Annotated in this window: 22 protein-coding genes; 19 read left to right on the top strand and 3 right to left on the bottom strand. The window is 33.2% G+C overall.

Annotation, left to right across the window (positions count from 1 at the left end):
• Positions 1 to 25 precede the first annotated feature (25 nt).
• Complete coding sequence (locus tag PQ463_RS00495) at positions 26 to 364, bottom strand: hypothetical protein (protein WP_274255803.1); 339 nt, start codon at positions 362 to 364, stop codon at positions 26 to 28.
• 199 nt (positions 365 to 563) lie between these two features.
• On the opposite strand from PQ463_RS00495, the gene trmD reads away from it, so the two are divergent.
• The 18 genes from trmD (at position 564) to PQ463_RS00405 (ending at position 20,181) form a co-directional block, all read left to right on the top strand.
• The gene (gene trmD / locus PQ463_RS00490) at positions 564 to 1,244 is read left to right on the top strand and encodes a tRNA (guanosine(37)-N1)-methyltransferase TrmD (RefSeq protein ID WP_111365359.1); all 681 of its coding nucleotides are present in this window, start codon (positions 564 to 566) and stop codon (positions 1,242 to 1,244) included.
• 65 nt (positions 1,245 to 1,309) lie between these two features.
• Positions 1,310 to 2,125, top strand: a complete 816-nt coding sequence (locus PQ463_RS00485) for an AraC family transcriptional regulator (RefSeq protein ID WP_274255802.1) — start codon at positions 1,310 to 1,312, stop codon at positions 2,123 to 2,125.
• A 105-nt stretch (positions 2,126 to 2,230) separates the two neighbouring features.
• Positions 2,231 to 3,352 carry an agmatine deiminase family protein gene (locus PQ463_RS00480; RefSeq protein WP_274255801.1) on the top strand — a complete coding sequence of 374 codons (1,122 nt, stop codon included), beginning with the start codon at positions 2,231 to 2,233 and terminating at the stop codon, positions 3,350 to 3,352.
• A 222-nt stretch (positions 3,353 to 3,574) separates the two neighbouring features.
• Complete coding sequence (rplS, locus tag PQ463_RS00475) at positions 3,575 to 3,925, top strand: 50S ribosomal protein L19 (RefSeq protein ID WP_008462155.1); 351 nt, start codon at positions 3,575 to 3,577, stop codon at positions 3,923 to 3,925.
• A gap of 280 nt (positions 3,926 to 4,205) precedes the next feature.
• Positions 4,206 to 6,425, top strand: coding sequence for an NADP-dependent isocitrate dehydrogenase (locus PQ463_RS00470; protein ID WP_274255800.1), 2,220 nt, complete (start codon positions 4,206 to 4,208; stop codon positions 6,423 to 6,425).
• A gap of 142 nt (positions 6,426 to 6,567) precedes the next feature.
• Positions 6,568 to 8,952 (top strand): TonB-dependent receptor, encoded by a 2,385-nt coding sequence (locus PQ463_RS00465; RefSeq protein WP_274255799.1) that lies wholly within the window; start codon positions 6,568 to 6,570, stop codon positions 8,950 to 8,952.
• Positions 8,953 to 8,982: 30 nt separating this feature from the next.
• Positions 8,983 to 9,804, top strand: coding sequence for a DUF4249 domain-containing protein (locus PQ463_RS00460; RefSeq protein WP_274255798.1), 822 nt, complete (start codon positions 8,983 to 8,985; stop codon positions 9,802 to 9,804).
• 2 nt (positions 9,805 to 9,806) lie between these two features.
• On the top strand, positions 9,807 to 10,286 hold the full coding sequence (locus tag PQ463_RS00455) for a GyrI-like domain-containing protein (protein ID WP_274255797.1): 480 nt from the start codon (positions 9,807 to 9,809) through the stop codon (positions 10,284 to 10,286).
• A 5-nt stretch (positions 10,287 to 10,291) separates the two neighbouring features.
• Entirely contained in the window at positions 10,292 to 10,738 is a 447-nt protein-coding gene (locus PQ463_RS00450) for a DinB family protein (RefSeq protein WP_274255796.1), read from the top strand.
• 47 nt (positions 10,739 to 10,785) lie between these two features.
• Complete coding sequence (locus PQ463_RS00445; RefSeq protein WP_274255795.1) at positions 10,786 to 11,448, top strand: thiamine diphosphokinase; 663 nt, start codon at positions 10,786 to 10,788, stop codon at positions 11,446 to 11,448.
• Positions 11,449 to 11,593: 145 nt separating this feature from the next.
• Positions 11,594 to 12,658: a 23S rRNA (adenine(1618)-N(6))-methyltransferase RlmF gene (rlmF, locus tag PQ463_RS00440; protein ID WP_274255794.1), complete on the top strand. Its 1,065-nt coding sequence runs from the start codon at positions 11,594 to 11,596 to the stop codon at positions 12,656 to 12,658.
• A gap of 134 nt (positions 12,659 to 12,792) precedes the next feature.
• The gene (locus PQ463_RS00435; protein WP_111365373.1) at positions 12,793 to 13,029 is read left to right on the top strand and encodes a uroporphyrinogen decarboxylase; all 237 of its coding nucleotides are present in this window, start codon (positions 12,793 to 12,795) and stop codon (positions 13,027 to 13,029) included.
• A gap of 85 nt (positions 13,030 to 13,114) precedes the next feature.
• Complete coding sequence (locus tag PQ463_RS00430; RefSeq protein WP_274255793.1) at positions 13,115 to 14,053, top strand: alpha/beta fold hydrolase; 939 nt, start codon at positions 13,115 to 13,117, stop codon at positions 14,051 to 14,053.
• 154 nt (positions 14,054 to 14,207) lie between these two features.
• On the top strand, positions 14,208 to 16,199 hold the full coding sequence (gene uvrB / locus PQ463_RS00425) for an excinuclease ABC subunit UvrB (protein WP_274255792.1): 1,992 nt from the start codon (positions 14,208 to 14,210) through the stop codon (positions 16,197 to 16,199).
• A 103-nt stretch (positions 16,200 to 16,302) separates the two neighbouring features.
• Positions 16,303 to 17,532: a hypothetical protein gene (locus PQ463_RS00420; protein WP_274255791.1), complete on the top strand. Its 1,230-nt coding sequence runs from the start codon at positions 16,303 to 16,305 to the stop codon at positions 17,530 to 17,532.
• A 39-nt stretch (positions 17,533 to 17,571) separates the two neighbouring features.
• Positions 17,572 to 18,582, top strand: a complete 1,011-nt coding sequence (locus PQ463_RS00415; RefSeq protein WP_274255790.1) for a dipeptide epimerase — start codon at positions 17,572 to 17,574, stop codon at positions 18,580 to 18,582.
• Between the two features lies 1 nt (position 18,583).
• Positions 18,584 to 19,618 (top strand): aminotransferase class I/II-fold pyridoxal phosphate-dependent enzyme, encoded by a 1,035-nt coding sequence (locus PQ463_RS00410; protein WP_274255789.1) that lies wholly within the window; start codon positions 18,584 to 18,586, stop codon positions 19,616 to 19,618.
• Between the two features lie 95 nt (positions 19,619 to 19,713).
• Complete coding sequence (locus tag PQ463_RS00405) at positions 19,714 to 20,181, top strand: DUF1456 family protein (RefSeq protein ID WP_274255788.1); 468 nt, start codon at positions 19,714 to 19,716, stop codon at positions 20,179 to 20,181.
• A 309-nt stretch (positions 20,182 to 20,490) separates the two neighbouring features.
• Here PQ463_RS00405 and PQ463_RS00400 read toward each other — a convergent pair whose 3' ends face one another.
• Both PQ463_RS00400 and PQ463_RS00395 read right to left on the bottom strand, forming a co-directional pair.
• Positions 20,491 to 21,198 carry a LytR/AlgR family response regulator transcription factor gene (locus tag PQ463_RS00400; RefSeq protein ID WP_274255787.1) on the bottom strand — a complete coding sequence of 236 codons (708 nt, stop codon included), beginning with the start codon at positions 21,196 to 21,198 and terminating at the stop codon, positions 20,491 to 20,493.
• Positions 21,199 to 21,201: 3 nt separating this feature from the next.
• Complete coding sequence (locus PQ463_RS00395) at positions 21,202 to 22,242, bottom strand: sensor histidine kinase (RefSeq protein WP_274255786.1); 1,041 nt, start codon at positions 22,240 to 22,242, stop codon at positions 21,202 to 21,204.
• 223 nt (positions 22,243 to 22,465) lie between these two features.
• Here PQ463_RS00395 and PQ463_RS00390 point away from each other — a divergent pair, with 223 nt between their 5' ends.
• Positions 22,466 to 23,266, top strand: a complete 801-nt coding sequence (locus tag PQ463_RS00390; protein WP_274255785.1) for a DUF5694 domain-containing protein — start codon at positions 22,466 to 22,468, stop codon at positions 23,264 to 23,266.
• Positions 23,267 to 23,355 lie beyond the last annotated feature (89 nt).

Here is a 23,355-nt window from a genome sequence, read left to right as displayed (position 1 = left end):
GATTTTGTCCCGTAGGGACTACATTTTATTTTGCAGTCAACAAATTCATTCCCTGCATTTTTGCCGAATCAATTGCCTGTGGCGGATAATTCTGTTTCTCTTGTCGCGTTGATGTAACTTTACCTTCTTTATTTATGTACACATAATTGTAACGCCAATAATTTGCTCCTGCCAATGACGTTGTTCCATCTTCAGTAAAGACTTGATCGGCATAAACAAGAATTTCTCCATTTTGATTATTATCTAAAGTTCTTACAGGATTTCCTAAAGTTTTTAGCACTTTCGATTTAGCTTCTCCCACAGCGACCGTAGCTGAGCTAGTACTTGCACAGGAGAATACAAAAAGTGCAAGCAATGCGGACATTAATATTGTTTTTTTCATTATTAAGTATTTGAATTTACGTTTGGATTTGGTTGTTATCCACTGATAATTAAGATCGTAATGATAAATAAAATTACAACATTAACTTTTACACAATTTAACAAGTATGTTATATAATTATTACCAAAAGACTCAATAGCATTATTTGTATCTTTGCCAGCAAGAAAATTATCGAATAAAGATGCGAATTGACATTATTACTCTTTTACCTGAATTATTAAGAAGTCCGTTTGAGGCTTCCATTATGAAACGCGCCATAGATAAAGGTTTGGTCGAAGTGCATTTTCACAATCTTCGTGATTACAGTACAAACAGACAGAAAAGCGTAGATGATTATCCTTTTGGCGGAGGCGCTGGAATGGTAATGACAATTCAGCCTATAGACGACTGCATCACACATTTGAAAAGCCAACGCGAATATGACGAAGTAATTTATATGTCTCCTGACGGCGAAACTTTAAACCAGAAAATGGCAAATAAAATGTCTATGTATGAAAACATTATCATTTTATGCGGACATTATAAAGGTGTTGATCAAAGAGTTAGAGATCATTTCATCACAAAAGAAATCTCAATTGGAGATTATGTGTTATCTGGAGGAGAATTGGGAGCCATAGTTTTATCTGATGCCTTAATCAGATTAATTCCTGGTGTTTTAAGCGACGAAACCTCAGCATTGACCGATAGTTTTCAGGACAATTTGTTGTCAGGTCCAATTTACACAAGGCCTGCAGACTATAAAGGATGGAAAGTTCCAGAGGTTTTAACCAGCGGTCATGCGGCTAAAATCGATAAGTGGCGTGAAGACATGGCATACGAACATACTAAAAATAGACGTCCAGATTTATTGGAAGGACACTAAAAAAGTGGTCAGTTTTCAGTCGCAGTATTCAACCCGATAAAACTGAGACTGAAAACTAAAAAAAAATGAATCTAAAACGAATTTATAATACTCGCAATTATATTGAGACAAATTACAATCAAATTATCTCAATAAGTGCTCTTGAAGATATTTCCAGCTATTCTTACCGAAATTTACAGCGTGTTTTTTATTCTTTGTTTCAAGAAACTATTGGTGCTTATCAGACTCGACTGAAAGTAGAAAACGGATATAAAAAACTTTTATACTCTAATAAACAAGTTTCAGATATTGCTCTTGAAGTTGGTTTTGCTGATGTACAGTCTTTTTCCAAGACTTTCAAAAAACATTTTAAACGTTCTCCTTCTGCTGCACGAAATCAAAAAGAATTTCTTTTAAATGATTTTCACCCAAAAGAACTTGTTGTTTGCATTTTAGAACCTGAAATTGTTTTTGTTCCAGAAATAACCGCTTATTATTCCAGCTGCAAAACTTCATACATTAATCCTGAGATAGAAACTCTTTGGGATTCTCTATTAGAAAATGAAATTGCAGAACCCATTTCAGATTACTTTGGTATTATTACAGACGATATTCTAATTACCGAAAAATCGAAATGTACGTATGAAGCCTGTATCGTTACTGAAGCTCTTATTAGAAATCTTCCAACAAAAAAACTTTTTGGCGGCAGATATGCCCGTTTTTTTCATCAAGGATCTTATGAAACCCTGGAGGACACTTATCAGCAAATTTTTGGCGGATGGTTCCTAAGTAATGATTTTGAAATATCTCATTTACCAGTTATTGAACAATACATCAAAAACGATTCAAATTGCAAAACGCCAGCTGATTATCTTACAGCTATTTATATTCCTCTTATTTAAATTGTCCATTTTGGACAACTTCTCAATTACTATTTAGAAATACATTTGTCCCGTCAAGTTATCGGTACAAAAAGGCACTAAATATTTAAAAACAAATCAACTAAGATGAAAAAACTTTTTTTTACATTATTATTAATTCCTCTAATCTCTTCTTGTCAAGGGGATGAAATGAATATAATTACAGATAAAATAGAAAATACCGAAGTTATGTACACAATGCCAGAAGAATCGGCTCCACATGAAGGAACTTGGCTTCAATGGCCACATCAATATCAATATGGAATTGATTACAGAAATGATTTAGACGCAACATGGATCGCCATGACTAAATCACTAATAACAAGTGAAAAAGTTTTTATTATTGCCTACGACCTTGTCGAGAAAAGCCGTATTGAAGCTTTATTACAAGAATCTGGAGTTTCATTATCTTCTATTGAATTTAAAATTTATAAAACCGATGACGTTTGGGTAAGAGATAATGGGCCAATTTATGTAAAAGACAAAAACAATCAATTAGTTATTCAAGATTGGGGATTTAATGGTTGGGGCAAAAAAGCTGCTTTTCAAAATTGCGACATGATTCCTTCCCAAATCGCTTCAGATCAAAAAATTACAATTGTAGATTTAAACAAAACAATGATTAATGAAGGTGGAGCTGTAGAAATAGATGGAAATGGTACTTTAATGGCTACCAAAAGTTCAATATTAAATTCAAATCGAAACCCTTCAATGACGCAGCAGCAAGCCGAAGCGAATTTTAAAAAATATCTTGGAACAACTCATTTTATTTGGTTAGACGGCAAAGCAGGAAGAGAAATTACGGACATGCATATTGATGGATTTGCTCGTTTTGGCAATAAAAACACTATTGTAACCATGAATGAAAATGATTTATTGTATTGGGAAGTTCCTCAAAATGACATTAGTACTTTATACAACTCAAAAGATAAAAATGGTAAAAATTATACTTTCTTAAAATTGCCATTGTCTAAAAATAATGTTGTTACAACTTACGGTAAAAACTTAGGATACAAAGGTTCTTATGTAAACTTTTATATTGGAAACACTGTTGTTCTAGTTCCAAATTATAATGATCCCAATGACGTTGTGGCTAATCAGCTAATTCAAAGTTTGTATCCTACTCGAAAAGTAATTGGTATTGATGTTCGAAATTTATATGCAAACGGAGGAATGATTCATTGTGTTACACAGCAACAGCCGAAGTAAGATTTTAGTTTTCAGTCTCAGTGTTCAGTAACTGAGACTGAAAACTGAGACTATTACTTAATCTAAACCACAACATAAAAACCTTTTTATCAACAAGTTAAAATAATTTACAATTTATAATTCATAATTTATAATTATTTTTTACATTTGCACCCGAATTTGACCAACCTCTGGCGAGATCCGTGCATGTTGCTCTAATATAAAACCATAATTTAAATTATCATGGCAGATTTATTAAAATTCGTTCAAGACGAATTCGTTGCTAAAAAAGATTTCCCAGATTTCGGAGCTGGAGACACAATCACTGTTTTCTACGAAATTAAAGAGGGTGAAAAAACAAGAACTCAGTTCTTTAAAGGAGTTGTGATTCAAAGAAGAGGTTCTGGAGTTACAGAAACTTTTACTATCCGTAAAATGTCTGGATCTGTTGGTGTTGAGCGTATCTTCCCAGTAAACTTACCAGCTTTACAAAAAATCGAAGTTAACAAGAAAGGTGCTGTACGTAGAGCTAGAATTTTCTACTTCAGACAACTTACTGGTAAAAAAGCTAAGATTAAAGATAAAAGAAGATAATCATTTATCAAAATGTTATAAAAAACTCGTTTCATACTGCTTGAAACGAGTTTTTTTTATGTTCTATTTTCATCACTATCAAAACTGTAATTTTTTAATACCAAAATCATCGATTTAGCAATTTAACGAGCTCGAAATAACAATCTGTTAATTTCATCATTTCTCTTCAAAACTCAACCGTTTTCGTTGTGATTTTATTATATTTGCTCCGCTCATTTTGAGCCGAATATATCTTTTACATCGTTAACTCCTGACGATACGATTATAAAAAAAAAAGAAAATGAATAAATCAAAAATTTTTTACACCTTAACTGATGAGGCGCCTCTATTGGCAACGTACTCTTTGTTACCAATTGTTCAAGCTTTTACAGCAACAGCTGGAATTGAAATCGAAACCAGAGATATTTCGCTGGCAGGAAGAATTTTATCAAACTTCCCAGATTCTTTGACAGATGCTCAAAAAACTGGAGATGCGTTGGCTGAATTAGGCCAATTAGCAACTCAGCCAGAAGCAAACATTATTAAACTACCAAACATTTCAGCATCTGTACCGCAATTAAAAGCGGCTATTGCTGAATTACAATCTCACGGATACAACGTACCAAATTTCCCAGAAGATCCACAAAATGATGCTGAAAAGGAAATTAAAGCAAAATATGCAAAAGTTTTAGGTTCTGCTGTAAACCCAGTTTTACGTGAAGGAAACTCTGACCGTAGAGCTCCAAGAGCAGTTAAAAACTTCGCAAAAGCAAATCCGCACTCAATGGGTGCTTGGTCTGCTGACTCAAAAACTAAAGTAGCTTCTATGTCAGGCGGTGATTTTTACGGAAGTGAAAAATCATTAACTGTAAACGAAGCAAACGATGTAAAAATCGAATTTGTTGCTAAAGACGGAACTACAACTGTTCTAAAAGCAAGCACTCCATTAAAAGCTGGCGAAATTATTGACAGTTCTGTTTTAAGCGTAAGCAAATTGAAAGCTTTTGCAGCTGATGTTATCGCTGAAGCTAAAGCTGCAGGAGTTTTACTTTCTGTACACTTAAAAGCTACAATGATGAAAGTTTCTGATCCAATTATCTTTGGCGCTATCGTTGAAGTATATTTTGCAGATGTTTTCAAAAAATACGCTTCTTTATTCGCTGAATTAAACGTTGACACAAGAAACGGTTTAGGCGATATCTACGCTAAAATCGCTGGAAGACCTGAGCAGGCAGAAGTTGAAGCTGCTATTGATGCAGCAATCGCTAACGGACCAGCTTTGGCAATGGTTAATTCTGACAAAGGAATTACAAACTTACACGTACCTTCAGACGTAATCGTTGATGCTTCTATGCCAGCAATGATCCGTACTTCTGGACAAATGTGGAACAAAGAAGGAAAAGCGCAAGATACATTTGCTGTTATTCCAGACCGTTCTTACGCTGGAGTTTATACTGCAACTATCGATTTCTGTAAAAAACACGGTGCTTTTGATCCAAAAACAATGGGAAGTGTTCCTAACGTTGGATTAATGGCTCAAAAAGCTGAAGAATACGGATCTCACGACAAAACTTTCCAAATTAAAGGTGATGGTGTTGTACGTGTTGTAGATGCAAACGGAACTGTTTTAATGGAACAAAACGTTGAAGCTAATGACATTTTCAGAATGTGTCAAGCGAAAGACGCTCCTATTCAGGACTGGGTTAAATTGGCTGTAAACAGAGCTCGTTTATCTAGCACTCCTGCTGTTTTCTGGTTAGACGAAAACAGAGCACACGACAGAGAATTGATCGTAAAAGTTCAAAAATACCTTAAAGACTACGATACTACAAACTTAGATATCCGTATTTTAAACCCAGTAGCTGCTACTGAATTTACTTTAGACAGAATCATCAAAGGTTTAGATACTATTTCTGTAACTGGAAACGTATTACGTGACTACTTAACAGATTTATTCCCAATTTTAGAATTAGGAACTTCTGCTAAAATGCTTTCTATCGTTCCTTTAATGAATGGTGGTGGATTGTTCGAAACTGGTGCTGGAGGTTCTGCTCCTAAACACGTTGAGCAATTTACAGAAGAAGGATATTTACGTTGGGATTCATTAGGAGAATTTTTAGCTCTTGGTGCTTCATTAGAGCATTTAGGACAAACCTTAGACAATTCTAAAGCAATTGTTTTATCTGAAACATTAGATCAAGCAAACGATAAATTCTTAGCAAACGATAAATCTCCAGCTCGTAAAGTGGGTCAGATTGATAACCGTGGATCTCACTTCTATTTAGCATTCTACTGGGCTCAAGCTTTGGCTGCTCAAACTAAAGATGCTGAATTGAAAGCAATCTTCACTCCAATCGCTGCTGAATTTGAAGCTAACGAAGCTAAAATCGATGCAGAATTAATTGGTGCTCAAGGTAAACCTCAAAACATTGGCGGTTACTACCAACCAACACCAGAATTGGTAAGCAAAGCAATGCGTCCAAGTGAAACTTTCAACGCTATTGTTTCTAAAATCAAATAATTCAGAATACATCTGTATTTCTAAATAAACAAAAAGGACAACTCAAAAGGTTGTCCTTTTTTTATCTTAACTTATGTTTAACAAAAGTTCCGTAAGAATATTTAGTAAGAATTTGTTAACTATGTAAATCAAAATCAATATAATGATTACAAAAAATACCTGCACATTTTTTCTTTTTATTTTAACGATTCTAACCTCATTTGCGCAGGAAAAATTCACTCTTAGCGGAACTATTAGCGACAGCAAAAACAACGAAACTTTAATTGGAGTTAATATCTATATTCCTTCCCTAAAAATAGGAACTACAACCAACGAATACGGTTTTTATTCACTTTCTGCACCAGAAGGAGAATACGAAATCGAAATCAGCTATATTGGTTATCAAACCATTCAAAAACATATTTCCTTAAATCAGAATACAAAAACTAATTTCTCAATTAGCGAAGGAAATGGCGAAGAACTTCAAGAAGTTGTCATTACAGAAAACAAAGGCAAAACAAATGTCAAATCGCCAGAAATGAGCGTGAATAAACTCTCTATTTCAACCATAAAAAAAATGCCAGTTGTTTTAGGAGAAGTTGATGTTTTAAAATCTATTTTATTGCTCCCTGGCGTTACTAATGCAGGCGAAGGTGCTTCAGGATTTAATGTCCGCGGAGGCGGTGCAGATCAAAATCTGATTCTTCTAGACGAAGCGACTATCTTTAATTCTTCTCACGTTTTCGGATTCTTTTCTGTTTTTAATCCTGATGCTATTAAAGATTTAAAACTGTATAAAGGTGGAATTCCAGCACGCTATGGCGGAAGAGCCTCTTCTGTTTTAGAAATTTATCAAAAAGACGGAAGCAGTAAAGACTTTCACATGAATGGCGGTATCGGATTAATTTCAAGCCGTTTATTGGCTGAAGGCCCAATTGTAAAAGACAAAGGGTCTTTTCTCATTGGAGGACGAGCTTCTTATGCACATCTTTTTCTAAAATTTTCTGAAGATGATAAAGATAATGCTGCCTATTTTTATGATTTAAATACCAAATTAAGCTATAAACTCAACGACAACAACAGTTTGTATTTATCTGGTTATTTTGGTCGAGACGTTTTTAGACTCAACAAAAGCTTTACCAATACGTACGGGAATTCAACTTTAAACCTGAGATGGAATCATTTGTACTCTAATAAATTATTCTCCAATCTCTCTTTAATTTACAGCGATTATTATTACGGATTAGATCTTGATTTTGCGGGATTCAACTGGGATTCTGGAATCAAAAACTACAACATTAAATACGATTTTAAACATTATCTTTCAGATAAACTAAAACTGAATTATGGCGTAAACGGAATCTACTATGATTTTAATCCTGGAACCATAAAACCAACTGGCGAAGATTCAGGAATAAACCCTGATCAATTAGACAAAAAATATGCTTTTGAGCCTTCTGTTTATTTGGATGCAGAAAGTCAGCTTTCTAAAAAAATTACTGTTGCTTACGGATTGCGATACAGCTTATTTTATAGATTAGGCGCTTCGACCATTAATTATTATGACAATAATGAAGCCGTGATATTTAATTCTGATATGCAGATTTACGAAAAAGGAACACCAACCTCAACTCAGTATTTCAGTAAAAATAAAGTCATTCAGAGTTATGATAATTTTGAACCGCGTTTTTCTCTTTCTTATCAATTAAATGAAGATCAATCTATAAAAGCGAGTTACAATAGAATGGCGCAATATCTTCAATTAATTTCAAACACCTCTTCTCCTACTCCGCTTGATGTCTGGATGCCGAGTGACAATTATATCAAACCTCAGCTTGCAGATCAGGTAGCGCTCGGGTATTTTAGAAATTTTTCTAATGACGCCTATTCCTTAGAAGTAGAAACGTACTATAAAAAAATACAAAACAGATTAGATTACATAGACGGAGCCGATTTAATTGCCAACAATGCTATCGAACAGGTTATTTTAAATGGCCACATGCGTTCGTATGGTTTAGAACTCATGGTTAAGAAAAACAAAGGTCGATTTAATGGCTGGATTTCCTATACATTATCAAGATCTGAACAGCAGACTCCTGGAAGAACGCCAGACGAAACCGGAATTAACAATGGCAAATGGTACGCATCGGCTTATGACAAAACACACAATTTAGCCGTTACATCTGCTTATAATTTAAATGATAAATGGTCTTTTGGTGCTAACTTTATATTGCAGTCAGGACAGCCTGTAACATATCCGAATGGACAATATGAATATTTAGGAATTGTAGTTCCAAATTATGGTTTGCGAAATGAAAATCGTCTTCCTTCTTACAATCATTTGGATATTTCTGCAACTTTAACGCCAAGAAAAAACAAAGAGAGAAACTGGAAAGGCGAATGGGTTTTCAGTATCTACAATCTTTATAATCGTATGAACGCCGCATCAATCAACTTCAGGCAAAATGTTGATACTGGGGTAAATGAAGCCGTGCAATTATCTATTTTCGGAATTGTTCCTGCAGTAAGTTATAATTTCAAATTCTAAAAAATTAGTTCAAAAACTAAAGATATAATTATGAGAAAATTAGTTTTTTTTATCGTATTTTTTACATCACTTTTTTTCACAAGCTGTGAAGAAGTAGTAGATGTTGATTTGGACACCGCTCCTCCAAGACTGGTTATTGAAGCATCAATAAACTGGGAAAAAGGGACGACAGGAAATGAACAGATCATAAAGCTGACTACAACAACTGGTTATTTTGAAAATTCAATTCCAACCGTTTCTGGTGCAATTGTTTATATAAAAGATAGTCACAATGAACAGTTTAATTTTATTGAAATCAAAAAAACTGGGCAATACTCATGCGTTAATTTCAAACCTGTTGTAGGCGAGCAATATACGCTAACGGTCATAAGCAGAGGAAGCAGATACATCGCAAATGAAACTTTAAAATCAGTTGCGCCAATTACAAGAATTGAGCAAAAAAATGATGGTGGTTTTACAGGAAAAGACATTGAAATCAAAAGTTATTTTACAGATCCTGGCGACGAAGAAAATTATTACTTATTTAAGTATGTTTATTCGAGTAAAGTGACTTCTAATTATTATGTTTCTGAGGATAAATTTTACCAAGGAAATGAAATTTATAGCGTAACCGACGATGAAGATTTGAAAGCTGGAGATGAAATTCTTGTAACACATTACGGAATTTCTAAACAATATTACAATTATATGAATATTCTAGTAAGTATTGCCGGAACAAATGTTGGCGGACCATTTCAGTCCCCTCCAGCAACTGTAAAAGGAAATATTGTCAATGTAACTAATAAAGACAATTATCCTCTTGGCTATTTTTCCTTAAGTGAAACCAGCACAAAAAAGTACAAAATTGAATAATTATGAAACCAATAATCAAAACCTTAAACGAAAAAAAACTCATTGGGCATTTTTTAGAAATGTCTTTTATTGAAAATAAAACTTTTCAATTATGGAATGGTTTTATGCCAAATCGAAAAGAAATTAGAAATACAGTTAATGCCAATTTATATTCTTTAGAGGTTTACAAAGAAAATCATTTTGATGATTTTGACCCTAATGACAGTTTTCAAAAATGGGCCGCAGTAGAAGTCTCAGATTATTCAACTATTCCAGAGGGAATGGAAACTCTTATTATACCTCATGGTTTGTATGCCGTTTTTCTTCATTTAGGCCCTGCTTCAGAAGGACATAAAACCTATCATTATATTTTTGCAGACTGGCTTCCAAATTCTGATTACACGGTTGATGACAGGCCTCATTTTGCTGTAATGAATGAAAAATACAAAAAAGATGATCCAAGTTCTGAAGAAGAAATCTGGATTCCGATAAAAAACAGATAATAATTATGATACTAGAAACGCTAAAAACACTTTTTAATCGAGATTTAAACAAACTAAAAAGCGAAATTGAGTCTTATCAAAATGAAAGTTCAATTTGGACAATTGATAAAAGTATTTCCAATTCTGCTGGAAACCTTTGCCTTCATTTAATTGGAAATATAAATGCCTTCATTGGCGCAGAAATTGGCAAAACTGGATATGTTAGAAATCGTCCTTTAGAATTTTCTTTAAAAGATATCCCAAAAGCAGAATTGATTCATAAAGTTGAAGACACAATTTCAGTTGTAAACAATGCTCTAGATAATCTAACAGAAGCCGATTTAGAAGCGATTTATCCGCAGATTGTTTTCGAAAAAGAAATGACAACCGGGTTTTTCTTAATTCATCTTTCAACTCATTTAGCTTACCATTTAGGACAGATAAATTACCACCGAAGACTACTAGATTTCTGATTCTAGATTGTAAACATTACCTTTGCAAAACATTCAAAAAAACATACATGTCATCACATCATATAGTCCGAGACGATCAGGAACCTGCTTTAATCATTGCAAATGGCGCTGCCTGCGATCCTGAATTATTAGGGCAATTGCTAGAATGGTCTCCATTGGTTATCGTTTTAGATTCGGCTATTGAAAGAGTGATTGAATTAGGTATAAAAGTTGACGTTTTATTGGGTGATTTTGACCGCGGATTTGATCCTGAAATTTATAAGACTTCACAATTTCCAATTGAAATCGTTCATACCCCAGATCAAGATAAAACCGATCTTGAAAAAGCTTTTGATTATCTTATCGAAAGAAAAATTCCTGCCGTAAACGTCGTTTGGGCAACTGGAAAACGTGCCGATCATACCATTACAAACCTTACACAAATTGTTCGCTATAGAGATTTACTCAAAATTGTAATTCTTGACGACCATTCAAAAATATTCCTGCTGCCAACAAAATTCGAAAAATGGTATACAGCAAAAACACCTATTTCGTTAATTCCGATTGGTGTTGTAAACGGAATTTCTTCAACAAATTTAAAATACGAATTAAACAACGATACACTCACGATCGGTTACAGAACCGGAAGCAGTAATTCTGTCGAAAAAGACGGAATCGTAACCATTACACATCTTGAAGGCGATTTGCTTTTAATGGAATGTTTTGATTAGAAGCTATTTCCTGCTGTCCGCTATATCTTTTGTGGTGAACCCCACCACAAAAGGATGTCGCTCCCATCAGGGCTAGGCACTCATTTTCAAAACTACTCTTTCTTCAAAAAAGGAATGCCTATCTTTGCACTCGAAATCAATGAAAATGAAAACAAACGACAATTCACAAAAAGACAATTTACACCCAAGTAATCTTCATCGAAACCGATATGATTTTGAAAAACTGATATCAAATTGTCCAGAATTAAAAGCTTTTGTTTCCATCAATAAACACGGAATCGAAACGATTGATTTCAGTAATCCGCTTGCGGTAAAAACATTAAACAAGGCTTTACTTCAAACTTATTACAACATTCAAAACTGGGATATTCCTAAAGATTATCTTTGCCCACCAATTCCAGGACGCGCCGATTATATTCATTACATAGCCGATTTATTGGCTGAAAGCAATAACAATCAAATTCCAGAAACCAGTACTGTTTTAGGATTAGATATCGGAACAGGTTCAAATTTAATCTATCCGATATTAGGAAATTCAATATACAATTGGAGTTTCGTAGGAACAGATATCGACCAAAAATCTATTGAAAATTGCGCTAAAATTATTGAAGCCAATCCAGAATTAATTGATTCAATTAGCTTGCAACAGCAAACCGAACCTCGATTTATCTTTAAAAATATTATTACGTCAGAAGATCGTTTTGCATTCACGATGTGTAATCCGCCCTTTCATGCATCTGCTGAAGAAGCGAATAAAAGCACTTCTAGAAAAGTTTCAAATTTAAATCCGAAAGAAAAAAGAAATGCAAATCCAGTTTTAAACTTTGGAGGACAAAATGCAGAATTATGGTGCAACGGCGGCGAAATCGGATTCATCACACAAATGATTTACGAAAGTGCTAAATATCCTTCACAGGTTTTATGGTTTACAACTTTAGTTTCTAAAAAAGAGAATCTTTCTTCGATTTATAAAACTTTGAAAAAAGTAAATGCCCTTTCGGTTAAAACAATTGAAATGTCTCAAGGACAAAAAACGAGTCGTATTGTGGCTTGGAGCTTTTTGAATTATAATGAACAAAAATCTTGGACTTTAAAAAACTCAAATAATTATAATAAAGATTTAAATTCTCCCGAAAAAGATATAAAAGAAGGAAAGTCTTATTCACATTCTGAAATCAAAGATAAAATTGAACAATTGAAGAAGAAATAATTTAGCAGACATTGCTAAAATCTCTAATCTCATTCATCCTCTAAAAAACATATTCTACTGATTTCCAATACCAAAATCTTGATTTTACAGTTTACTTTTGCTACATTTATTGTAAATTATTTAAAATCAAGATCATGGCTGAATACATTGGTTATCTCGCATCTGTTTTTATTGTCGGAGGATTTTTGCTGAAAAACCTTCGAGCAATACGTTTCATTAATATGTTTGGCTGCATCTGTTTTGTCATTTACGGTATCTTTTTAAACGATTACAGAGATTTCAATCAATGGCTTTGGCCGGTAATAATTCCGAATGCTATATTAGCATTTGTTCAGATTTATTATCTGACTTCCAAAAACGACAAATCTTAAAATTATGATATTTTAAAATAAAATTCTGATACACTTTTCGCCCACTCTACTCGTAACTTTAAGCTGAAAATTGAATTTTATTACGATGTTAAAAATATATTCCCGCTTAGCTATTGTACTTTTTTTAGTGACAAGTTGCGCTTCAAAAAAAGCAAAATTTGAAGATTACGTTTTTAAAACCAAAAGTGAAGAAGTAAATTATCAAACTGCTTATGATAAAGCTCTCAAACTTTGGAACATTCCGTACACCGAAGAAGATGTAAAAACTAGTTTTGGAACCGCACATATTGTAATGGCTGGGCCAAAAGGCGGAAAAGATCTGGTTTTACTTCACGGAATGGATGCCAGCTCGACCATGTGGTATCCCAACATTCAAGCTTTCGCTAAAAGTCATCGTATTTATGCCATCGATTTTATAATGGAACCCAATAAGTCCAACTTAACCGCAAAACCCCTTTCATCAGATGATATTGTTGCTTTTTATAATGAAGTTTTTACTTACTATAAATTAAAGAAATTTGATATAATTGGGGCTTCACGCGGTGGATGGATTGCGACCCTATTAGCTGTTCAAAAACCAAATTCAATTGATAAAATTGTTCTATTAAGTCCAGCACAGACTTTCAAATTTCTTGATAAACCAAGAAAAACAACTTCGGCATTAATGCTGAAACTTTTTCCAAGCGAAAAGAAATTCAGCAAAACATTAAACACTTTTTCAACTCATCCAGAAAACATAAGCCGTATTTACAAAAGGCAATTCTATTTGGCCAATAAATATGCAAAATCCAATTCCAGCATGTTAAAAATGCTCCCATTCTCAGATAAAGAATTAGAATCTATTCAAAATCCTGTTTTAGTTTTAATTGGCGACAGAGACATTATTAATTCCGAAGAAAGTTTAGAAAGAGCCCAGAAACATTTATCAAAAAGCGAAACAAAAATCATTAAAGATGCTGGTCATTTTTTAACTATAGATCAGCCAAAAATTGTAAATGATGCCGTTATTAATTTTTTAGAATAAGAGTTTTTTCCTCACATTTTACAAATGTGCTTTGCATTTACATTCATTCAAAAATAAAAACTTAATGCAAATTAGTACAATTCGGAACAGACTTTAAACTACTTACTTATTCAAACTTTGTATCTTTACAAAACCAAATTTTCAGTATACGCAAATGAAATTTCAAGTTTCCTCAGAATATAGTCCAAAAGGAGATCAGCCCCAAGCCATACAAAAATTGGCACAAGGTGTAGTCGACGGAGATAAATATCAAACTTTATTGGGAGTTACAGGCTCAGGAAAAACTTTTACCGTTGCCAATGTAATTCAAGAAGTGCAAAGACCTACTTTGGTTTTAGCTCACAACAAAACTTTGGCTGCTCAATTATACTCTGAATTCAAACAGTTTTTTCCAAACAATGCTGTTGAATATTTCGTTTCTTACTACGACTATTATCAGCCAGAAGCTTTTATGCCTGTTACGGGAGTTTTCATTGAAAAAGATTTATCTATCAATGAAGAACTGGAAAAAATGCGTTTAAGCACTACTTCTTCTCTACTTTCTGGTCGTCGCGACGTTTTGGTTGTGGCATCAGTTTCTTGTTTGTATGGTATTGGAAACCCTGTTGAATTTCAGAAGAACGTAATTGAAATTAAACGAGATCAAGTTATTTCGAGAACTAAACTATTACACAGTTTGGTCCAGAGTTTATATGCCAGAACTGAGGCAGATTTTAACCCAGGAACTTTTAGAATTAAAGGAGATACAGTTGAAGTGTATCCAAGTTATGCCGATGATGCGTATCGAATTCATTTCTTTGGAGACGAAATCGAAGAAATCGAATCCTTTGATGCCAAAACGTCTCATGTAATAGAGAAATTTCAAAGATTAACCATTTATCCAGCCAATATGTTTGTGACTTCTCCAGAAGTTTTACAAGGCGCAATTTGGCAAATTCAACAGGATTTGGTTAAACAAGTTGACTATTTTAAAGAAATAGGAAAACATCTAGAAGCCAAACGTCTGGAAGAAAGAACCAATTTCGACTTAGAAATGATCCGTGAATTGGGTTATTGTTCTGGAATTGAAAATTACTCGCGTTACCTTGACGGGCGTGAAGCCGGAACAAGGCCTTTCTGCCTATTAGATTATTTCCCGAGTGATTATTTGATGGTTGTAGACGAAAGCCACGTAACGGTTTCGCAGGTTCATGCTATGTATGGAGGTGACCGCAGCCGTAAAGAAAATTTAGTCGAATATGGTTTCCGTTTGCCAGCCGCAATGGACAACCGTCCGTTGAAATTTGAAGAATTTGAAGCTTTACAAAATCAAGTAATTTACGTTTCTGCAACTCCTGCCGATTACGAATTGCAAAAATCTGACGGAATTTATGTTGAGCAGATTATTCGTCCAACCGGATTATTAGATCCTGAAATTGAAGTTCGTCCGAGTTTAAATCAGATTGACGATTTGATTGAAGAAATTCAAGTTCGCTGCGAATTAGACGAAAGAGTTTTAGTGACTACTTTGACCAAAAGAATGGCCGAAGAATTAGCTAAATATTTAACCAAAGTAAGCATTCGATGCCGTTATATCCATTCTGAAGTAGATACTTTAGAACGTATCGAAATCATGCAGGATTTACGAAAAGGTATTTTTGATGTTCTTATTGGTGTAAACTTACTTCGTGAAGGTTTGGATTTACCAGAAGTTTCACTTGTTGCTATTTTAGATGCCGATAAAGAAGGTTTCTTGAGAAATCATAGATCTTTGACACAAACCATTGGTCGTGCGGCTAGAAACTTAAATGGTAAAGCCATTATGTATGCCGATAAAATTACGGCAAGTATGCAGCGAACAATTGACGAAACCAATTATAGAAGAACCAAACAGATTAATTTCAACGTCGAAAATAATATCGTTCCTCAAGCATTAAACAAAAAAATCGAAAGTGCATTCACCAAAAATCCATTGGTTGAGTACGAATTAGGACATCCGATTCCTGTTGCAGCTGAGCCAGAAACGGCTTATTTATCTAAAACAGAATTAGAGAAAATGATTCGTGAAAAGCGTAAAACGATGGAAAAAGCTGCTAAAGAATTGGATTTCTTGCAAGCAGCTAAACTTCGTGATGAAATTAAAAAATTGCAGGAACAATTACCGTAAAAAACTTATTTTAAAAAAGTTAAAAATCATTCATTTTTTTAAAAATTAACCAATCTAATCGTTTTAAAATTCATTAGATTTATCAAAATTTTTAAAATCTGAAATGAAATATCATTTACTCTTTTTTCTCTTTTTACTTGTCAATTGCTTTTCAACAGCACAATCTAATACAAATGATTTTTGGAATGAAGAATTAGAAAATTCATCTGATATTATAAAACCTAATACTCTTTCAACGCATCCTTTTGGAATCTACATTTCGAGATTAAATCATAATTTCAATGTTCGTAATACCGAAAAATACTCATTTTCATTTGAAGTTTCGAGCGGAAATGTAGTATTGCCTTATGTAAAATCATATGAATTAACAGATCCGGTTGATCGTGAAAATTCCAAAAATCAGCCGTGGCATACTCGCGAATATTCATTCGATTTAAACAAGGTGCCGTCTAAAATTAAAGAATTTGAGGCTGATGGTGTTATTAGATCTTATCGATTTAACTTTACATTACCGCTTACCATTAATCACGAGCTTAATTTCAGCCTCCGAGCCAACTCGCTTGATCGAGGCAAATATCCTTTTTCGGTTTTCACTTCAGATGAATCGATCGAATGGTTTCATCGTAATATCGCTGGCGGAAAAGATCCATTTTCAAGATATTACTACGGAATCAACAAAGCAGGAATATCATACAAAGATGAAAATGGAAAAATTCTAAAAATGGATAACAATAATTTTACAATTTCTGGAGTTGATATAAATTACACCTTTTATCCTAAATTAGAAATGAATGAAAAACATCATATTTATCTAAATTTTGGAGCACAATTAGGCATTAATACTTCAAAATATAATCCCGCTGCCGATTTTGGGATTTCCTCTTCGATCATAAAAAAAATGATCATCAAAGATAAAAACATTCTAAGTTTTGGTTTAAGCGCCGGAGTTTTACGTCAGCATATTTTTGAATATGGAGACGGGGTAAACCTCAGCAATCAGGATTTTTTATGCAGTTTTGAAGGTTTGATTAATTACAAAGTAAAACTTAGAAACAGCAATCACATGTCTTATGGCGTCAATTACAATTTTCAAAATTCATATAATAAGAAAAGTGACATGGATTATATTGTCCTAACCGGCCAAAGAATCAATACACATTGGCAGAAAACAATTTCTCATTTATATGAAGATGTAGAAGGATGGAGCGCAATTTGTACTTATTCTACGAAGCGATTTTCTTATTTTGTGTATCTTCGAGAAGATTTAAATTTAGATAATGCACCAGATTTACAAACAGGCATCGGAATAAAAATGTCTATTAAAAAGAGTTAGAATTCTATTTAAAAAAACAAAAAACAAGCTTATTACACCATGAAACTTATCTTAAGAGAATACAATCTCAAACTAAAACACACTTTTACCATTTCGAGAGAATCTATAGATTTTCAGCCTTCGTTAATTGTTGAGTTGCAAAGCGATGGTTTTTCTGGTTTTGGAGAAGCCACTTCAAATCCGTATTACAACACAACTGTGCCAATGATGATGCAGGATTTGGAAAAAATCAGAAACATTATTGAGAATACTGAAAATGAAACTCCAGAAGTGTTTTGGGCAAAAATTCATCCATATTTAAAAGATGATATGTTTGCTTTGTGTGCCTTAGATCTAGCTTATAATGATTTGTATGCTCGTAAAAAAGGCAAAAAGCTTTACGAATTATGGAATTACACGACAGAAAGAAATCCAATGACCGATTATACCATCGGAATTGCTTCTATCGAGAAAATGGTTTCTAAAATGCAGGAACTTCCATGGCCTATTTATAAAATTAAATTAGGAACCAAAGAAGATATCGAAATTGTGAAAGAGCTTCGCAAACACACCAATGCTGTTTTCAGAATTGATGCCAACTGCGGATGGACGGTTGAAGAAACCATCAACAATGCTGTTGAATTAAAAAAACTAGGTGTAGAATTCTTAGAACAGCCAATGAAAGCTGATAATTGGGAAGGTCACAAAGAAGTTTTTAAACATTCTGTTCTTCCTGTAATTGCCGACGAAAGCTGTATAATTGAAGAAGATGTAGCAAAATGCCACAATCATTTTCATGGTGTTAATGTAAAACTGGTAAAATGCGGTGGTTTAACTCCTGGAAAACGCATGATCGAAGAAGCTAAAAAACTAGGATTAAGAACAATGGTGGGCTGTATGACTGAATCTACTGTTGGAATTTCTGCAATTGCCCATTTATTGCCTCAACTAGATTATGTAGATATGGACGGCGCACTTCTTTTGGCAGAAGATATTGCAACTGGAGTAACCATAAAAGATGGTGTTGTAAGTTATCCCAATTTGAACGGAACTGGAGTTACATTGCTATAAAATGAAAGTCGAAAAGTTTCCAGATCGAGTTATCGAAATTGACCAAGAACAATATTTGTATTTTGGTGGAACTGCGTATTTGGGACTTCCAACAAATGTAGCATTTCAGGAATTAGTGGTTCAGAATATTTTAAAATGGGGAACGACTTACGGAAGCTCAAGAACTGCGAATATTCAACTAACAGCTTATGATGCAGGCGAAAGATTTTTAGCGTCTCATATTGGTTCAGAAAGCACTGTTACGGTTTCTTCGGGAATGCTGGCCGGAAAACTGGTTTTGGAAAAATTAAAAGAGCAAACGGACTTTTTTTATCATTTAAATGAAATACATTCAGCCATTCAGATTAAAAATAGTCTGCCTGTTTTTATAAATAAAAAATTGAATGAACGTTTATTGGATTCAAAACCAGAAAAAATTACAATTTTGACTGATGGCGTTCCGTCATTTGAAACAAAACCTGCCGACTTATCATTTTTAGAGAAAATTTCAAAAAACAAAGAAATTACTTTACTAATTGATGAATCGCATTCGCTAGGAATTATCAGCGAAAATGGTTCCGGAATTTATGCGTCAATTGAATTTCCAATTAAAAGAAAAATTTTGGTTTCGTCCCTAGGAAAAGCTTTCGGATTAACAGGCGGAGTAATTGCGAGTGATTTTGATTTTATCAAAGAAATAAAAGAACTTGAAACCTTTACAAGCGCGGCAGGAATGAACCCCGCTTTTGTGCAAACGCTTTCTGATGCTAAAGAAATTTATAAAAAGCAACATCAAAAACTGCTAGATAATTTAAATTATATTGATTCAATTTTAATTAAAAATGGCAATGTCAAATTTGACAAAAACTACCCTTTGATTTATTTATTATCAAACGAATTAGTAGAGAAACTAAAACAAGAAAAAATCATTATTGCTAGTTTCAGATATACTAAAGAAGCAGAACCATTAAATCGAATTGTAGTTACAGCAAATCATTTAAAAGAAGATTTGGATAAATTGGTTGCAACTTTAAATGATTTCAATTCTAGATTTTAATCATTTTAAAAACTACCTTTGTAAAATAAATTAGGAGTTTTAGTTTCAGATTGGAATCATGGAACTTGAAACAGAAAAAACCTGAAACAAAAATTATGACAAATAACGATATACTTAAAAAACTTCGCGTGGCTTTAATGCTCCGTGATGACCAAATAGTTGAAATTTTAGAATTGGTAGATTTTAGAATTTCAAAATCAGAATTGGGCGCTTTTTTTAGAGCTGAAGACCATCCAAATTACATGGAATGTGGCGATCAGGTTTTGCGTAACTTTCTAAACGGATTAGTAATTCATTTAAGAGGAACTAAAGAAAATCCTAAAAACCCAAATGAGGTTTTGGCAAAGCATAAAGCTGAAATTCCAAAAAGAGAAACTTCTAAGGAAAGACCAGAATTTAAAGCCGCTCCAAAAGATTCTGAAAAATACAGAGGTGATAAAAAACCATCTAGCTCAGGATCATCAGCTGGAAAACCTAAAAAGAAATCATTCCCAAAAGGAAATGGAAAACCAGTTGTTGTAGAAAAAGTAGTTTTTAAAAACGGGAATAAGAAAAAATCGTAATTGAAGATTTAACCGCAAAGAACGCAGAGATTTTCGCAAAGTTCGCAAAGTTTTATTCATGAAGCTTTGCGAACTTTGTGTTTAAAAAAAGATTGTAATTTTCAAATTCTTCTTTAAAACATAGCCCGTGGTTTCAACCACGGGAGCGTTCAGAGATTCATTGTGTGACATACATTGTGTTCCCGCGGTTGAAACCGCGGGCTATATTGAAATAAAATCCGTAGAATTCTGTTGATTTAGCTTTGCGAACTTTGCGTTTATAAGCGTTTTCTAAAAGTAAAATCTTAGCGTGCCTTGCGGTTAAAAAATCTATATCTTATTCTCTTCTATTTTATCAAAAAAAGCATCTTTAAAAGTCGCCCCAATCGGAAGTTCTTTTCCATTAATAAAAACAGAAAAATTATCGGTAGATTCAACATGTTTTAAAGAAACAACATGCGATTTATGAATCTGAATAAATTCATTTTCTGGAAGAGATTCAATTACATTTTTCAAAGATGAATGCGTGATAATCTGCTGTTTTGAAGTATGTATGCAAACATAATTCTGAAGACTTTCTATATATAAAATATCCCTCAAAAATACTTTCTGAAATTTATTTTTCCCATCTGTTTTAACGAAAAGAAAATCAGGCAGATTGTTCTGATTTGAGATTTCCATTTTAGGCTCTGAATTCAGTTTTGAAACCGCCTGATAAAAACGTTCAAACGAAATGGGTTTCAATAAATAATCAACTGCATTAAGTTCAAAACCTTCTAAAGCAAAATCAGGATATGCTGTTGTAAAAATAACTTTTATATTTTTCGAAATGATTCTAGAAAGCTGCAATCCCGTCAACTGAGGCATTTGAATATCTAGAAAAATTACATCTACAGACTGCGTATTTAAAAATTCTAATGCTTTTAAAGAATCATTAAAAACTCCAGTTTTTTCTAGAAAATTTACTTTTCCGATATAATTCTCGAGTATTCGTGTTGCAGGCGGTTCATCGTCTACAATAATGCATTTAAAAGCCATAGATTAATTTTTTAGTGGTATTTTCAAGTAGGTTTTAAAGGTATTATTTTCTTCTGTTTTTTCAAGTATAAATTGATCTTTATACATGTATTCGAGTCTTTTCGTCAGGTTTTCATAACCAATTCCGGTTGACGAATAATTCTCTCCATCCACATTATAATTGAAAGTCGAAATCTCAAGAAATCCATCTTCTATTTTGATTACAATAAAAGCTTTTTCATTTTCATTATTCAGTTTCCCGTGTTTAAAAACATTCTCCACAAAATGAATTAAAGCTGACGAAAGGATTTTTTCATTTGAATATTCTCCTTCAACAGAAAAATCCAGATATAACTGATCTTCAAAACGTTTTTTTTGCAAATGAATATAGTTTTGAATAAACTGAATTTCTTTTGAAAGTATGGCTTCATCTTTATCTGTTTCGGTAATAACATATCGAAGCAAATCTGAAAGAACCAAAATATCATCAGCCATTTCATCTTCTTTTATAACTAACTGGCTATAAAAAGAATTCAGCGTATTAAACAAAAAATGAGGGCTAACCTGCGCTTTTAGCATTTGAAACTCAGCTTTTTTATTCTCTAAAAGCAATTCCTGATTGTACTTCAGCGCACTTTGAAACTGCCAGAACAAATAACTTAAAGCGCTAAAAATAACAGCCGGAAGGCCAAAAAATAAATTATCAAGAATGTAAAATCCCCATTCTAATTCGCGAACATCATAATTGTGTACTCCTGTAATATGAAAAACAATAACTTCCTGAGTTACATAACGAACACCCGCAAAAATCACTAATGAGATTGGTATGCTTAAAAAGTAAAAAAGTATTTTCTTTTTATTTAGAAACCAATCACAAAAAGTATAGAAATTTAATACGTAAACAATAAAGATGGAAAGAATATAAGTTGATGTAAGCCAAAAATAAAGTTTGGTATGCTTCTCGATTGCCACTTTATTGTTTATTCCGTAATCCCAAAGAAAATAGGTCAAAAACAATCCGAGAAAAAGAACAATATAGTAGTAAAAAGGAATTTTGAGTTTCATAGAAATTGGTTATAACATCAAAAATACAATTATGACTTTAAACGAAAACGGTATTTTATATGAAACCTCATTTTTTGTATGATGAACAGTCAAAAACTTTACATGAACATTTTGAAATCAAAATTTGGATAGTTGGTCAATTGAAATTCCGCATTCATCAAAAATGAAAATAAAGCTTTAAATCTGCCTATACATTTGCAATGAATTTAAAAACAAAATCATCATGCAAAAAATTATTTTATTACTAGCTCTTATTACACTTAACATCACTTCTGCTCAGCAAGCTAAGAAAAAACAAATTTTATTAATCGGAACTTTTCATTATGCAAACCCAGGTCATGATATTGCCAAGATAAATACTTTTAATGTAATGTCTGAGAAAAGCCAAAAAGAGCTCGAAATAATGAGTGATAAAATCAAGAAATTTGGTCCTGATAAAATTTTTGTAGAATGGAAATTTGCCAAACAAGCTGAATTAGATAAGTATTACAACAAAAACACTGATAGCATACTCAAAAAAGATTCAAATGAAATTGCTCAATTAGCATTACGCACTGCTAAAAAACTGAATCACAAAAAGATGTATGGAATTGACTATCGCACTCGTTTTCCTTATGATAGTTTAATGATGTCAATGGAAAAAGCGAATCAGAAGGATTTAATAAAAAAAACTACTGAGTCTACAGAAAGGTTTCAGAAGGAAAACAATGAAAGAATGGCAAAAAGCTCTCTTACCGATCTTATGCTTTACTATAATAAAAAGGCCGCTAATGAAGATAACATTCAATGGTATCTAGAAGTAGCAAACAGGGCTGGAAATCCAGACGATTTTACAGGAGCTTCTCTAGTTTCAAATTGGTATAAAAGAAACTTGTACATGTATTCTTTGGTTCAAAAATTAACCGAAAGCACCGATAAAAAAATAATGGTTTTGCTTGGAGCTGGACACGCTGCAATGCTAAGAGAATTTCTAGCACATGACCCAGAATTTGAAATTGTAGAATTGGCGACTGTTTTGAAATAATTTTTTAAACCGCAAAGCACACAATCCCGATAGCTATCGGGATAGGCAAAGTTCGCAAAGTCTTTTTAGCCACAGATTACACAGATTAA

The organism is Flavobacterium sp. KACC 22763, from assembly GCF_028736155.1.
GTDB lineage: Bacteria > Bacteroidota > Bacteroidia > Flavobacteriales > Flavobacteriaceae > Flavobacterium.
The sequence above is the reverse complement of the archived record's forward strand: the minus strand, read 5'-3'. Positions and strand labels throughout refer to the sequence as shown.